At 32.2% G+C, this 14,263-nt stretch carries 15 protein-coding genes and 1 tRNA gene; 13 read left to right on the top strand and 3 right to left on the bottom strand.

Annotated elements, in window-relative coordinates; translation table 11 throughout:
* Positions 1-1,113, bottom strand: coding sequence for a type IV pilus assembly protein PilM (pilM, locus tag SYN6308_RS02910; RefSeq protein ID WP_017292932.1), 1,113 nt, complete (start codon positions 1,111-1,113; stop codon positions 1-3).
* Positions 1,114-1,343: 230 nt separating this feature from the next.
* On the opposite strand from pilM, the gene SYN6308_RS02905 reads away from it, so the two are divergent.
* From SYN6308_RS02905 to SYN6308_RS02895, 3 genes are all read left to right on the top strand, one after another.
* Positions 1,344-1,631 (top strand): hypothetical protein, encoded by a 288-nt coding sequence (locus SYN6308_RS02905; RefSeq protein WP_017292931.1) that lies wholly within the window; start codon positions 1,344-1,346, stop codon positions 1,629-1,631.
* A 53-nt stretch (positions 1,632-1,684) separates the two neighbouring features.
* Entirely contained in the window at positions 1,685-2,446 is a 762-nt protein-coding gene (locus tag SYN6308_RS02900) for an alpha/beta fold hydrolase (RefSeq protein ID WP_017292930.1), read from the top strand.
* A gap of 683 nt (positions 2,447-3,129) precedes the next feature.
* Positions 3,130-3,345: a hypothetical protein gene (locus SYN6308_RS02895; protein WP_144051382.1), complete on the top strand. Its 216-nt coding sequence runs from the start codon at positions 3,130-3,132 to the stop codon at positions 3,343-3,345.
* 96 nt (positions 3,346-3,441) lie between these two features.
* Here SYN6308_RS02895 and SYN6308_RS02885 read toward each other — a convergent pair whose 3' ends face one another.
* Together SYN6308_RS02885 and SYN6308_RS25915 are read right to left on the bottom strand one after the other, a co-directional pair.
* A complete protein-coding gene (locus SYN6308_RS02885; protein ID WP_017292928.1) occupies positions 3,442-3,882 on the bottom strand; it encodes an EVE domain-containing protein in 441 nt (146 codons plus the stop codon).
* 116 nt (positions 3,883-3,998) lie between these two features.
* A complete protein-coding gene (locus SYN6308_RS25915; protein ID WP_315862084.1) occupies positions 3,999-4,139 on the bottom strand; it encodes a type IIL restriction-modification enzyme MmeI in 141 nt (46 codons plus the stop codon).
* 440 nt (positions 4,140-4,579) lie between these two features.
* Here SYN6308_RS25915 and SYN6308_RS25410 point away from each other — a divergent pair, with 440 nt between their 5' ends.
* The 10 genes from SYN6308_RS25410 (at position 4,580) to SYN6308_RS21625 (ending at position 14,140) form a co-directional block, all read left to right on the top strand.
* Entirely contained in the window at positions 4,580-4,756 is a 177-nt protein-coding gene (locus SYN6308_RS25410) for a hypothetical protein (RefSeq protein ID WP_017292927.1), read from the top strand.
* 14 nt (positions 4,757-4,770) lie between these two features.
* Positions 4,771-5,238 (top strand): hypothetical protein, encoded by a 468-nt coding sequence (locus SYN6308_RS21630; protein ID WP_017292926.1) that lies wholly within the window; start codon positions 4,771-4,773, stop codon positions 5,236-5,238.
* Positions 5,239-5,287: 49 nt separating this feature from the next.
* Positions 5,288-5,554 (top strand): hypothetical protein, encoded by a 267-nt coding sequence (locus SYN6308_RS02875; RefSeq protein ID WP_017292925.1) that lies wholly within the window; start codon positions 5,288-5,290, stop codon positions 5,552-5,554.
* A gap of 71 nt (positions 5,555-5,625) precedes the next feature.
* The gene (locus SYN6308_RS02870; RefSeq protein ID WP_017292924.1) at positions 5,626-8,250 is read left to right on the top strand and encodes a trans-splicing intein-formed DNA polymerase III subunit alpha N-terminal partner DnaE-N; all 2,625 of its coding nucleotides are present in this window, start codon (positions 5,626-5,628) and stop codon (positions 8,248-8,250) included.
* Positions 8,251-8,303: 53 nt separating this feature from the next.
* A complete protein-coding gene (locus SYN6308_RS02865) occupies positions 8,304-9,821 on the top strand; it encodes a cryptochrome/photolyase family protein (protein ID WP_017292923.1) in 1,518 nt (505 codons plus the stop codon).
* Positions 9,822-9,876: 55 nt separating this feature from the next.
* Positions 9,877-10,251, top strand: a complete 375-nt coding sequence (locus SYN6308_RS02860; RefSeq protein ID WP_040467004.1) for a DUF1823 family protein — start codon at positions 9,877-9,879, stop codon at positions 10,249-10,251.
* Positions 10,252-10,285: 34 nt separating this feature from the next.
* Entirely contained in the window at positions 10,286-10,627 is a 342-nt protein-coding gene (locus SYN6308_RS02855) for a histidine triad nucleotide-binding protein (protein WP_017292921.1), read from the top strand.
* 100 nt (positions 10,628-10,727) lie between these two features.
* Positions 10,728-11,540: a tetratricopeptide repeat protein gene (locus SYN6308_RS02850; RefSeq protein WP_017292920.1), complete on the top strand. Its 813-nt coding sequence runs from the start codon at positions 10,728-10,730 to the stop codon at positions 11,538-11,540.
* A 55-nt stretch (positions 11,541-11,595) separates the two neighbouring features.
* A tRNA-Met gene (locus SYN6308_RS02845) sits at positions 11,596-11,669 on the top strand.
* A 338-nt stretch (positions 11,670-12,007) separates the two neighbouring features.
* On the top strand, positions 12,008-14,140 hold the full coding sequence (locus SYN6308_RS21625) for a glycosyltransferase family 2 protein (RefSeq protein ID WP_017292919.1): 2,133 nt from the start codon (positions 12,008-12,010) through the stop codon (positions 14,138-14,140).
* Positions 14,141-14,263: the final 123 nt, after the last annotated feature.

Here is a 14,263-nt window from a genome sequence, read left to right as displayed (position 1 = left end):
TTAACTCATCCTCATACCTAAACCGATAACTGTACCTAATCCAGCTCTTTCCATGACGGATAAATCCTCTTTAATAGTTAAAGACAAGGCGGATAAGGGATCAATTTGCATAGCTGGAAGACTTAATTTTTTGGTAAAAAACTCATCTATTTGAGCTAATCCAGAACCCGGTCCGGCTAAGAGCAATTGTACTACTTCTACGTCACCACTTTGATTAAGATAGAAGTTGATCGATCGACGCAACTCATCCACTAATTCCCCTAAAACCCTTAACAGAGAATCCATACCCGGATTAATCCATGTTTGACTACTTGTAGTATTAGTCGTGGTTTGTTCTGGATTATTGGGAATGGTAATCTCTTGCAGTAATTCTGTATTTTTAGCCGTTGGTAAATTCATTGCTTGGGCTAAAGCTGTTTGCATTTGATAAGTACCAATGGGAATAGTACGAGAAAATTGAGGTACACCTTCCACAATAATAGCGATTTCGGTGGTATCAAATTCAATATCCACTAAAACTACTGCTTCACTAGAAGAAAATTGTTTTAACTGTTCCTTAATAGTTCTTATTAAAGCAAAACTATTAATTTCTAGCACATTAACTTTTAAACTCGCTTGTTGAAAAGTCTCTAAGTATAAATCAGTCACTTCTCGCCGAGTCGCCACTAATAAAACCTGTACTTTTTCAATACCATCATCATCTACAAAGTAACCCAATTTTTGATAATCGAGATCGACTTCTTCTCTGGGATAAGGTAGATAAAGACTAGCTTCATGATTTAATACCATATCTCGCAATTCTTGATCATTTAATTCCGCAGGAATAGGAATAATACGAATGATCGACTCCTTCATCGGTACAGCAGTAGCGATTTGTTTGGGTTTTACTTTCGCTTCTTTTAATAATTGATCAATTAATTCTGCTAAACCAGAAGAATCGACTATTTGCCCTTCCTCAAAAATATTGTCGGGAACATCGATCGAGTGGTATTTCAAAAGTTTATATTGTTGTCCTTTTTTGGTTAGTTGAGCTAAAGTAATTTTGTCGGGATTGATTTCTATCCCAACGCCACTACTACCTCCACCAAGCAAACCGTCAAAAAAACTGAACATGGTTTGATCTCCTTTTCCGTATTTGTACGGATTCAAGATAAAGATTTTATAAACATATATTATCCTATTCAAATAAACAGATGATCATTAAATTTTTTAAATTTTGGATGATCAAAATTATAATGCAATACTCTCTTTGAATTTTATTTAATGTCATATTGCTTAATGATGAAATCGTGATCAAGATGATTTTTGAGTTAAAATTGAGGTGTCATCCTATAAACAGAAAAATGAAAGGGAAATTATCTCGAAAGTTAAAATTAATTTATCGCCAAGACAAAATTTCTACTTTTGTGATTACTCTTGGCATTGCCGATGGATTTTTAGGAGGTTTTAGTCAACAATGGACATTATTATCCTTCGGAATTTTTGTTGTTATGATGGGGATTCTTTTGCGATGGTTACAGTTAGAAAAATCTAAAAAAGTTAGTTTATTAGCTCGATCGAACAAATATCTTCCCCCAAGTCGTCACAATTTGCAACCCTTACCCACTTTAAAAAGAAAACGAGATTTTTGAGAACATAAAATAAAACTATAAAACATATTTCAAACTGAAGTAGTCTTAAAACTTTGATATTTTTACCCCATAAAACCACGAATAATCATAAACCTCTTTTTATCTATCTCCCCGGCATGGATGGTAGTGGAAAACTCCTCAAAAGTCAAAAAGGTATTTGGGAAAATTTTGATGTGCGTTGCGTTGCCATTCCTCCTTCTCACGGTATCCACTGGCAAGATTTGACACGACAATTGATGATTCTAATTTCTCCCCTCCTCAAAGAAAACAGAGAAATATATCTTTGTGGAGAATCCTTTGGTGCTTGTTTAGCCCTGAAATTAATGGAAAATATCCCCAACTTATTCACTAAAGTTATTTTAATTAATTCAGCCTCGGCATTTTATCAACGTCCTTGGTTAAACTTAGGTAGTTATATTACCCAAATGATGCCAGATTTTGTCTATCAAGGCTCAACATTAATCTTATTGCCCTTCCTTGCGAAACTGGAAGCCTTAAATTCACGAGAAAGACAGAGACTTTTGTCAGTAATCGCATCCTTACCTCCTACGATAGTATCATGGCGTATCAATTTATTAGAAAAATTTTTCCTCAATCAAGACAAATTAAATCAATACAAAAAACAAGTCTTAATTATTGCGTCAGGAGAAGATAAATTATTACCTTCTTTAAATGAAGCAAAAAGATTAAATAGTATTTTTTCCCAGTCTAAAATTAATCTACTTCCTGAGAGTGGGCATTGTTGTTTATTAGAAAAACAGGTAGATTTACTCAAGGTGATGGAAAATAATCAAGAATTTGTTTCTACGGTTTAAAATAAAATATCCTCAATTTTCATCAATTTTTCATCAATTTTCATAAATTTATTCTGTTATCTTGTTTTTTTTCTTAATTATATTAGGCAGTAATTGAAGCTAAAATTAAAATAATTGTAAAGTTTTGTTAACAAACCTTCCTTTTCTCAAAAAAGATTGTTATCTTATAAATATAGAAGTTAAATAAGTTAATTAAGTTAATTAAAAACTTCTTTCGATTGACGAACCAGCTAGTATAAACTCTATTTAAAAAGTGAGGTGAAAAGGCTGAATAAGATACGTGTTATCTGTCTCTCGATGACCGAAACAGCAGTTAGTTTTCTGTTTCAAATTTCCTAAGCTATCAAAAGGGAGCGATGGAACTGAACAAGATAGATTTAAAGGATCATAGTTTATCCGGTAGATCAATATTTCAGTGCAACTCTATAAAGTATCGGTTTAGGTAAGGAAAAAGAAGTTATAGGAGGTTAAATAAGCTGTTTAGGTTAAGTTACGTTTCCGTTTTCGTGAATATCAACAATAATAACAGTAGTCAGTACCAAGTCTTGAATTTCCTAAAATACAGCGAAGCAGGGAGTAAGGGAACTAATTCACAGGAATTTAGTGCAACTTCGAGCATTCTCACTTAGAATAGGAAGTAATAAAAGCAGGTCAATCTCGGACTACTGTTATTTTGTGTTAAAATGATGAATATTAAGGGCGAAATTAAGTATCAAAGTATTGGGATGGGTGCATGGACTTTGGTGAGCGATACAGGAGAAGTCTATGAGTTATATAAACCACCCAAAGAGATTCTTGAAGATGGTTTAAGGGTACAAGTGGAAGGTATCATTAGAGATGATATTATGACGATCGCAATGTTAGGAAAGATTTTAGAAGTTACTACACACATCACCTAGTATGTTGCAAAAGATTCAGTTTGTAGTGAGGGTTTTAACCCTTCTTCTCTCAAGGGTAGTTGGTGGGTAATGGCTAAAGCCATCACTACGAACTTTTTAATGATTGCCCATTAAGATAATTTTTTGGGCGGTTTTTTCTGGTATGGGCATTACGGATAAACGATTTCCTTTTTTGACAACTAATAATTCTTCGGCTGTAAATTGTTCTTTTAAGGTATTTAAACTAATTACTTTGTTGAATTTTTCTTTAAATTGCACTGTTACCGTATGCCAACGGGGATTGTTTATAGTTGCTTTTATGTCAAAATAAGGACTATTTACATCAAATTGAGTTCGATCGATCACATTAGTTTCGATAATTTTCATTAAGCCAATAATGCCGATATTTTGACAATTTGAGTGATAAAAAAAGGCTATATCTCCTATGTGCATTTGTTTTAAATAGTTTCTAGCTTGATAGTTTCTGACACCATCCCAGAGGGTGGTATTTTCTCTTTGTAAGTCTTCAATACTATAGACTTTAGGTTCAGATTTCATTAACCAATAAAACAATATTTTATACTCCTAATTAGCTTTTTTTCTTGGGTGTTTTTAATCGGGGATGATTAAGATTTTCTTATAAATTAAACAAAAATTCAACGGGATTTAATTCATTATAAAAAAGATGGTATATAGCATAAATCTACAGATTTGTCAAGGGTTTGATGGGGTTTTAATAAATCGTTAGGCATGGTTAATCGATCGTACAAATCACCTAAACTATTGTCAGGGTAATTATTTCTAACACGGAGGATTTTTTGAGCTAAATTTGTAACTTTTTACCGTTGTTTTTCCGTAACATTTTCAGGGAAAGGATAGTCTTTCAACGATAATCTTTATATCTCACTAAAACGAAAATTACTATAATTTGTCTTTTGATGATGAATAAAAGTAAATTTTGTCGAAGTTAATGATAATTCTTTTGTCTTTTTTCTCTACATCTTACCAAAATTGCCTCGATCGAGCATAATAGAAATAGAGCTATTCGATCGAATCATCAGACTATAAAGTTTTGTTACAATCCCCTAGCTCATAACAACCGTAATCTAAACCCAAGATTTTAATAACGAAAAACTCTGCTAAAATTGTTAAATATTGGGGAGATTTTACTGTCAATATTTTTTGTGAAAAATACAAGAAATATTAATTTAATTTTGATATTTTACCATCAATTATCAATGCTCAATTTCTAACTATGGTAACAGCCGTTATTCCCTTAAACTCGATCGTCAAAGAACATCTTTCTATTCCCTCTATGGATGATTCTTTAAGTCAAATTACCCTTAATTTAGCTTCCGAAGATGTCCGTAATGTTTGTCAACAACAACACGAACAAGCCAATATTTTAACCACTAAATTAAATATATTATAGCGTTTTTTAAAATTATGAGGTACATTTTTTTTGCCTATTGCCTATTGCCTCTTGCCTTTCAAAGACAATTTTTGTACCTCACCAAAACGAGAATTGCTATATTTGTGGTAAATGGCGCATTGTTAACAAGTTTAAGCATTTCTCGCTTAATTTATATACCGAGTTTTTTTAGTTTATTAGAAGTTTTAGGATTTTTAATTAATTTTATCCTCCTAATTAATGCTTTTTTACCCCGTCAAGTTATCATTAGTCCTAACTTAGAAGATAATAAATTTTTAGAACGTTATTTAGCATTATCTCCTGAAGAATATCAACTGCAAATGATGGCTAATTTAGTGGAAATTTACAAAGCAAATAAAAGAAGAATTGATGATATTTCTCAATGTTTAATTTATTCCGCTTATACCACTTTAGGTATTGCCATTTGCATTATGATTCATATTTTAAGCACATATTTTGTACCCATTTTAAACTTAAAATAATCAGTGGGATAAAATAGAAATAAGGGGAAAACACTGTCGAGGAGAAACTATGAATGATTCTAATTTAATTTCTGAACATGATACCGATGAGCCTAAAATAAAATTGCCAGAACCAGATTTAGATAATATCACTGTATTAACGGAAAATTTGCCCAATAAGCCGATTCTTCCTTGGAATCGCTATGATTCCGATTGGGATGAAAATGTTAATCAAGATAACCTCCTAGAAAGTGAAGACAATGCAGAAAATGAAGACAATCAACCCGTTTCTGATATTCCCTCTAAACTCGATCGAGATCAAGAACAGGTAGAATAAATAATGGAGAATGCACAATTAACTCCCTATTCTTAATTCTTAATTCTTAATTCTTAATTCTTAATTCTTAAATGTCTTTTGTTGGCTTACACATTCATACCGATTACAGTCTCCTCGATGGCGCTTCTCAAATCCCCGCCTTGATCGATCGTGCTACACAACTGAATATGCCTGCGATCGCCATCACAGATCATGGAGTGATGTATGGTGCGATACAACTAATCAAAAACTGCATGAATAGAGGTATTAAACCGATTATTGGCAATGAAATGTATGTGATTAATGCAGATATAACACAACAACAGAAAAAAATTAGAAAATATCATCAAATAGTTTTAGCAAAAGACACAAAAGGTTATCAAAATTTAGTCAAATTAACCACCATTTCTCATCTTCAGGGAATGCAAGGAAAAGGCCCATTTGGCAGACCTTGTATTAATAAAGAGTTATTGGAAGAATATCATGAAGGATTAATTGTCACCAGTGCTTGTTTAGGAGGAGAAATTCCCCAAGCAATTTTACAAGGAGATTATAAAAGAGCAAGGGAAGTTGCTAAGTGGTATAAAAAAGTTTTTGGTGATGATTTTTATTTAGAAATTCAAGATCATGGTTCTCAAGAAGATAGAATAGTCAATACTGAAATTGTCAAAATCAGTAAGAAATTGGACATAAAAATAGTTGCAACGAATGATTCTCACTTTATTTCCTGCAATGATGTGGAAGCCCATGATGCCCTTTTATGTATTAATACAAAAACGAATATTGATCAGTTAAAAAGACTGCGTTATTCGGGTACAGAATACCTTAAATCGGAAGAAGAAATGAAGCTATTATTTAGAGATCATCTGGATAGCGAAATCATCGAAGAATCTATTAAAAATACCTTAGAAATAGCCGATAAAATTAAGCCTTATCATGTATTAGGTGAACCTCGTATTCCTAACTATGAAGTACCAGCAGGACACACCGCTGAAAGTTTTCTCGAAGAAGTGACATGGGAAGGACTTTTAAAGCGCTTTAAATGCTATAAACGCCATGAAATTTCTCCCGAATATAGAGAGAGATTAGAGTATGAATTAAAGATGATGGAACAAATGGGTTTTTGCACCTATTTTTTAGTAGTTTGGGACTATATTAAGTATGCAAGAGACAATAATATTCCTGTCGGTCCGGGTAGAGGTTCGGCGGCGGGTTCTTTAGTAGCTTATGCTTTAGGAATTACTAATATTGATCCCGTTCATCACGGCTTATTATTTGAAAGATTTTTAAATCCTGAGCGTAAATCTATGCCCGATGTTGATACAGATTTTTGCATAGAAAAAAGGGATCAAATGATTAAATATGTCACAGATAAATACGGCGAAGATAACGTGGCACAAATCATTACTTTTAACCGTTTAACCTCGAAATCAGTATTAAAAGATGTGGCTAGAGTTATTGGTGTTGAATACTCTGAAGCAGATTATATGGCAAAATTGATTCCTGTTTCGAGGGGAAAACCTACTAAGTTAAAGGTGATGATTTCTGAGGAAACACCAGCTCCAGAATTTAAGGAAAAATATGATAATGAGCCTCATGTGAAGAGGTGGTTAGACATGGCAATTAGAATTGAAGGCACTAATAAAACTTTTGGAGTTCATGCGGCAGGAGTGGTTATTTCTAGTGAAAGATTAGATGAAATTGTGCCTTTACAAAAAAATAATGAAGGTTCAATTATTACTCAATATTTTATGGAGGATTTAGAGTCTTTAGGGTTGTTAAAAATGGACTTTTTAGGCTTAAAAAATCTTACTACTATTCAAAAAACTGCGGAATTAATTAAGCAAAATCAAAACATAACTATTGATGTGGATGAGTTGCCTTTGGGAGAAAGAAAAGCCCTAGAAATTATCGCTAAAGGTACAAGTAAAAAGTTACCCTATGATGTGGCACAAACTCACCAACTTTTAGAAAGGGGTGATTTGGAGGGGGTTTTTCAGCTTGAGTCTGACGGGATGAAACAGATTGTAAAAGACTTAAAACCGTCTGGTATTGAGGATATTTCTTCTATTTTAGCTCTTTATCGTCCGGGTCCTCTGGATGCGGGTTTAATTCCTCTTTTTATCGATCGAAAACATGGTAGAGAAGCCATAAAATATGATCATCCTCTCCTCGAACCTATTTTAAAGGAAACTTATGCAGTACTTGTGTATCAGGAGCAAATTATGAAAATGGCTCAAGATTTAGCAGGGTATTCTTTAGGGGAAGCGGATTTGTTGCGTCGTGCTATGGGTAAAAAGAAGGCTTCGGAGATGGAAAAACATCGAGAAATTTTTATTGATGGTTCGATGAAAAATGGTGTTACCAAAGAAATTGCTGAAAGTTTATTTAAACAAATGGTTCAATTTGCTGAATATTGTTTAAGCTATGATACAGAGGTTTTAACGGTGGAATTTGGAGCAATTCCTATGGGTAAAATTGTGGAAGAAAGACTGAATTGTCAAGTTTATAGTGTGGATAAAAATGGTTTTATTTATACTCAAAATATCGCTCAATGGCACGATCGAGGTGTGCAAGAAGTGTTTGAATATGAATTAGAAGATGGTAGAATAATTAAGGCGACTAAAGATCATAAAATGATGATCGAAAATTGTGAAATGGTAGAGATCGATCGAATTTTTGAGGAAGGATTAGAACTGTTTGAAGTTAATATTTAATCAAAAAAAGTATTTGAGACAAAAATAGAATAATTTACTCTTAATAGTTATTTATGAATATTGGTATTTGGATTTTAGGTAATCAATTAAGTCATGAAAATACAGCTTTAATAGCTAGTTTATCTGAACAAAAAAATAGTAAAATTCTGTTCATTGAATCCCTTAATCATGTTCAAGAAAGACGCTATCATCAACAAAAATTAATGTTTATTTGGTCAGCAATGCGTCATTTTGCTGAAGAATTAAAAGCTGATAATTGGCAAGTTGATTATAAAATTGATTTAGATTTTTTCCCCGTATTAAATAAGTGGATATTAGAGAATAATCTTCAAGAATTAAGATTAATGTCTCCAGTCGATCGACCTTTTTTGAGTATGATTAATACTTGGAAATTACCTTGTAAAATAGTTTTTTATCCTAACAATAATTTTTTATGGCAACCAGAAGAATTTAAACAATGGGCAAGTAATAGAAAACGATTAATTTTAGAAGACTTTTATCGAGAAAGTCGAAAAAAATGGCAAATATTACTAACAGAAAATCAACAACCAGTGGGAGGTAAATGGAATTTAGACAAAGAAAATCGACAACCACCAAAGAAAAATTTATCTCCTCCTCAACCTCTTTTTTTTCCACCCGATAATATCACTTTAGAGGTAAAAAATTATCTATCCACATTAGATATTGATACCTATGGAAATAATGATAACTTTCACTGGGCAGTGACAAGAAAAGATGCTTTAAAAGTATTAAATCATTTTCTCGATCGAGGTTTAGAAAACTTTGGAAAATATCAAGATGCCATGATAACAAATCAAGAATTTATGTGGCATAGTTTAATCTCACCCTATCTAAATATAGGATTATTGAATCCTTTAGAAGTAATAAAGGCAGTAGAAAAAACTTACTTAGAAAAAAATTATCCCCTCAACTCAGTAGAAGGATATATTCGACAAATCTTAGGTTGGAGAGAATATATGTATGGAATTTATCACTATGTAAAAGAAGACTATTTCCAGAGTAATTATTTTAATCATCAACAACCATTACCAGAATTTTTTTGGGATAGTAAGAAAACAAAAATGAATTGTTTAAAACAAGTTTTAAAACAAACAGAAAATACTGGTTATGCCCATCATATACAAAGATTGATGATCATCAGTAACTATGGTTTAATCGCTGGAATTTCACCCCAAGCCTTAGAAAACTGGTTTCATAGTGCTTATATTGATGCCTATGATTGGGTTATGCAAACAAATGTATTAGGAATGGGACAATTTGCCGATGGCGGAGTTTTAGCATCAAAACCTTATGCTTCTTCTGCAAATTATATTAACAAAATGAGTGATTATTGTTCTAATTGTCAGTATAATTATAAAGAAAAAATAGGAGAAAATGCTTGTCCTTTTAATTATTTATATTGGGATTTTTTACGCCGTCATGAAGATAAATTAAAATCTCAGGGAAGAATGAGTTTAGTTTTAAAACACTTAGAAAAAATTTCTCCCGAAGAATGGGAAAAAATTGATAAAAAGCTGGATTACAAAGTGGCGTTGCTCGATCGAACTTGATAAAAATTAAGATAAAATTTGTAAAATATAAAACTAAGAAGTAAAAAAGATGAATATGTTAGAACAATTACCACCCCTTAATAATGAAACAATTTGGCAAATTATAGAAGAAAAATTACCAGATGATATTGCCAATCAATTAGTATGGTATCATTTAGGTTATCGTTATAATTTTGAGACAAAAACATGGGATACTGATCAAGTAGAACAATCTTGGCGAGAAGAATACCCAACGCCTCCAGATTTTATCGAAAATCGTCCTCCTACGGTAAAGTTAACCCGTTCTATTCCTTCAGAAAATAAACAACTTTTAAAAGAAGAATTAGGATTTAAAGGTTATAAAATAGGAGAATTTACTCCTCGTCATACCCGTAGAGCAACGATGGCAAATTGGCTATTAAGTCATAAAAAAATAACCACAAAAAATTAAGTATTATCTATTATTAATTAACCATAAATAACTTATGAGCGAAACGATTTTTAGTAAAATTATTCGTAAAGAAATTCCTGCTAACATCGTCTATGAAGATGATTTATGTTTAGCATTTAAAGATATTACTCCCCAAGCGCCCACTCATATTCTGGTGATTCCAAAAAAACCTCTTGAAAGAATTGATAGTGCTCAAAATGAAGATCAAGCATTGTTAGGGCATCTACTTTTAACCGTGAAAAAAGTCGCTCAAGAAGCTAATTTAACCAACGGTTATCGAGTTGTAATTAATAATGGGAACGATGGAGGACAAACCGTAGATCATCTTCATCTACATATTTTAGGCGATCGATCGATGCAATGGCCACCCGGTTAATACCAACTTTTTAGATTTTCTATTAAAGAGAGGGGGAAAGGGAAGAGGAGGAGAGGGGGAAGATTAATTAACACCAAACATCTAATTTATCTAATTTTTTATGTTAAAAAGCCTAATTATTGCCATTTTTTGTTGTCTGTGCTTATTTCAAAATCCCACTCTTGCAGAAGATAATCCTCATATTACCATTACAGACGAGCAACTACAACAAGGGGAAAATATCGCACGGGAAGCGATTTTAGCCACTGAAAATGGTGATTTTCCTCAAGCTGAAATTTATTGGACTCAATTAATTGAACAATTTCCCACCAATCCCGCCGTCTGGAGTAATCGTGGTAATGCGAGAGTCAGTCAAAATAAATTACAGGATGCCATCGAAGATTATAACCAGTCTATCACCCTTGCCCCCGATGCACCCGATCCTTATCTGAATCGTGGTACAGCTTATGAAGGACTGAAACAATATCAGAGTGCGATCGAAGACTACGAAAAAGTATTAGAATTATCTCCAGAAGATGCCATGGCATACAATAACTTAGGTAATGCCAACGCAGGATTAGAAAATTGGGACACCGCTCTCCAATACTATCATAAAGCCTTTGACTTAGCCCCTAATTTTGCTTTTGCCAGTGCCAACGAATCTCTCGTCATGTACCAATTAGGCAAAAAAGACGAAGCCTTAACCAAAATGCGCAATCTTGTGCGTAAATATCCCATGTTTGCTGATATGAGAGCGGCTTTAACCGCAGTATTATGGGAAAACGGAAAACAAGGGGAAGCAGAAAGTAATTGGGTAGCAGCTATTGGTATCGATACTCGTTACAAAGATTTAGACTGGTTAAAAACCGTAAGACGTTGGCCTCCTAACATGATTGTCGCCTTAGAAAACTTTTTGACTTTGGAGAACAATTAAAAACATCTTGAAAAATTTGCTGATATAGTTTATAATAGTAAACCGTTAAGCAAAAGGCTTGGTAGCTCAGTTGGTTAGAGCAGGGGACTCATAAGCCCAAGGTCGGCGGTTCAAATCCGCCCCGAGCCATTTTTAATGTATAGTGCCAAATTAATTGTCATTGGTGATAAATTACTGTCATTGTGCCAAATTCTTGTGGTTGAAGTAGCCGTACTATAAATTATCAAAAGTGAATTAAAGACGTAGTGAATAACAACACATTTTCTTTACAATACTTGTCTTGCTTATTCATATTACTAAGTATATTAAAGTTTTCTCAGATAAATCTTGATGTTTTTTCATTTCTGTTAGGTACGATTAAATGAAGAATTAAGAATGAAGAATTAACCATTAATAACTTCTATTCCTTATTCCCTGTCAATTAACAAAGTCTCTTCCTGACTCCCTAAAACCTAACATCTAATAATATGCGTCTTCAATCTAAAAGTTTTTCTCCTCGACTCTTTATTATAGCTTTAGTTAGTAGTTCGATCGCCATTATATTGACTTGGATTTTTAGCAATAATTTTATAGATAAAATAGCGAACATATTTCCTTGTTTTAATCAGTCTAATTTACTCTTATTTTTACCATTAATCATCGGTATCTCGATCGTTCAAACTACCATAACATTATCACCGAACCAGCAAAAATGGTCAAGGATAATTATAGTTTTTACCTCTTTATTTTTTATGATACGTTATTTTTGGTGGCGATCAAACTCCACTCTTAACTTAATTGATCCCATCAATAGTATCTTTAGTATAGGTTTATTATTAATCGAAATAGCTTTTATAGTTAGTCCATTTTGGCAGGGAATTTTAACCTTAAATATTAAGAATAGAAAAACCCAAGCCGATAGAATGGAAGAAGCCGTTAAACAAGGAATTTATCAACCTACTGTAGATATTTTAATCCCTAGTTATAACGAACCTTTAGAAGTAGTAAAAAAAACGATCGTTGGTTGTCAAGCCATAGAATATAATCAAAAAAAAATCTATCTTTTAGATGATGGGCATAGAGAAGAAATCAAGGAATTGTGTGCGAAGCTAAACTGTAATTATGTTAGCCGTGAAAATCGTCTCCACGCCAAAGCAGGAAACTTAAACCATGCTTTAAATCTTACAGATGGAGAATTAATCGTTGTTTTTGATGCTGACTTTATTCCTACTACTAACTTTTTAACACGCTCGATCGGCTTTTTTCAAGACCTAAAAATAGGCTTATTACAAACTTACCAGAGTTTTTACTCTCATGATCCCATTGCCAGAAATTTAGGTTTAGAAGACAAAATACCCACAGAAGTAGAAATTTTTTCCCGTTATTATCAACCGATTCGAGATAGTATTAATACCGCTTTATGTTATGGAAGTTCATTTGTTGTGAGAAGAAAATATTTAGAAAAAATAGGCGGTTTTGTCATCGAAACCCTTAGTGAAGATTATCATACAAGTATTCGTTTATCCGCAAAAAATTATCAAGTAATTTACCTAAAAGAAAGTTTAAGTGCCGGATTATCAGCAGAAAATATTTTTGGACATATTAGACAAAGAAAAAGATGGGCAAGAGGTACAATTCAAACCCTATTTATATCAGAAAATCCTCTCAAAATTAAAGGCTTAAAGTTACCCCAAAGAATAGCCCATTTAGAAGGTATTTTACAATGGTTTATGAGTCCATTAAGACTATTATTATTATTATTACCATTAGCATATAATAGTTTCGATATTATTCCCATTGAAACCAATTTTCAAGAAACACTCTCTTTCTTTTTTCCTTTCTATTTTATTCAAATATTAACTTTTTCATGGTTAAATTATAAAACTCGATCGGCTTTATTAGCAGATATTTATAACGTGGTAACAGCAGTACCAATTACAGAAGAAATTATCAAAACTTTAATCAATCCTTTTGCATCTATTTTCAAAGTAACACCAAAAGGAATTAAAAGCGATAATTATTATTTTAATTGGCGTTTAGCATTTCCGCTTATTTTTCTATTAGCAGTAAATTTAACTACTTTTATCAATTTTTTAAGTAAATTTAACCAGTTTGATAATTCCTTAAATGTAGATTTAGTTATTTTTTGGAATATTTATAACTTAATTATTTTGACACTCTCTATAATGGTGATGTTAGATATTCCTAAATTAGACACTTATCAATGGTTAAAAATCAACAAAAAAATTAGAATTATTACTCCTGATAGAAAGTATGAAACTATTACCAGTAAAATTTGTGAGTATGGTATAGAAATTCAACAAAATTTATTAGTAAATATGCCTGAAAAGGGAAAAATCGAGTTTATAGAAGAAGGATTATTATTAGAATTTCAACGTCAGCATTATAATCAACCAACATCTAGTGATAAACTAATATTTATTAATGTTTCTTTATCTCAATATCGTCAGTTAATCAAAATAATTTTTTGTCTGCCTAATCAGTGGATTTTTCAACAGACTCAAGGAGAATTAATGTCATTATGGCTATTATTTTATACCTTATTTGCCACTCCCTATAAATTTATCAAAACTAAAATAAATGCAAAATTAAATTATTAAATACTCTTGCCTCTTGCCTTTTGCCTCGACTTTAACTATTAATTTATCATACTCACTGTAGAAGAGGCATTTTTATTGATTATTAGACATCGACTATATTTTAGACAGATACATAAAATTTTA

The sequence above is a fragment of the Geminocystis herdmanii PCC 6308 genome (assembly GCF_000332235.1).
GTDB lineage: Bacteria > Cyanobacteriota > Cyanobacteriia > Cyanobacteriales > Cyanobacteriaceae > Geminocystis > Geminocystis herdmanii.
Note: the sequence above shows the minus strand (reverse complement) of the source record. Positions and strands in the feature narration are given on the sequence as shown.

Coding starts and splice junctions, on each gene's coding strand:
- SYN6308_RS02885 (WP_017292928.1), bottom strand. CDS start 3,882: ATGAAATCTGAACCTAAAGTCTATAGTATTGAAGACTTACAAAGAGAA.
- SYN6308_RS02850 (WP_017292920.1), top strand. CDS start 10,728: ATGTTAAAAAGCCTAATTATTGCCATTTTTTGTTGTCTGTGCTTATTT.
- SYN6308_RS02905 (WP_017292931.1), top strand. CDS start 1,344: ATGAAAGGGAAATTATCTCGAAAGTTAAAATTAATTTATCGCCAAGAC.
- SYN6308_RS21625 (WP_017292919.1), top strand. CDS start 12,008: ATGCGTCTTCAATCTAAAAGTTTTTCTCCTCGACTCTTTATTATAGCT.
- SYN6308_RS02860 (WP_040467004.1), top strand. CDS start 9,877: ATGTTAGAACAATTACCACCCCTTAATAATGAAACAATTTGGCAAATT.
- SYN6308_RS02895 (WP_144051382.1), top strand. CDS start 3,130: ATGATGAATATTAAGGGCGAAATTAAGTATCAAAGTATTGGGATGGGT.
- pilM (WP_017292932.1), bottom strand. CDS start 1,113: ATGTTCAGTTTTTTTGACGGTTTGCTTGGTGGAGGTAGTAGTGGCGTT.
- SYN6308_RS25410 (WP_017292927.1), top strand. CDS start 4,580: ATGGTAACAGCCGTTATTCCCTTAAACTCGATCGTCAAAGAACATCTT.
- SYN6308_RS02855 (WP_017292921.1), top strand. CDS start 10,286: ATGAGCGAAACGATTTTTAGTAAAATTATTCGTAAAGAAATTCCTGCT.
- SYN6308_RS02870 (WP_017292924.1), top strand. CDS start 5,626: ATGTCTTTTGTTGGCTTACACATTCATACCGATTACAGTCTCCTCGAT.
- SYN6308_RS02865 (WP_017292923.1), top strand. CDS start 8,304: ATGAATATTGGTATTTGGATTTTAGGTAATCAATTAAGTCATGAAAAT.
- SYN6308_RS02875 (WP_017292925.1), top strand. CDS start 5,288: ATGAATGATTCTAATTTAATTTCTGAACATGATACCGATGAGCCTAAA.
- SYN6308_RS21630 (WP_017292926.1), top strand. CDS start 4,771: ATGAGGTACATTTTTTTTGCCTATTGCCTATTGCCTCTTGCCTTTCAA.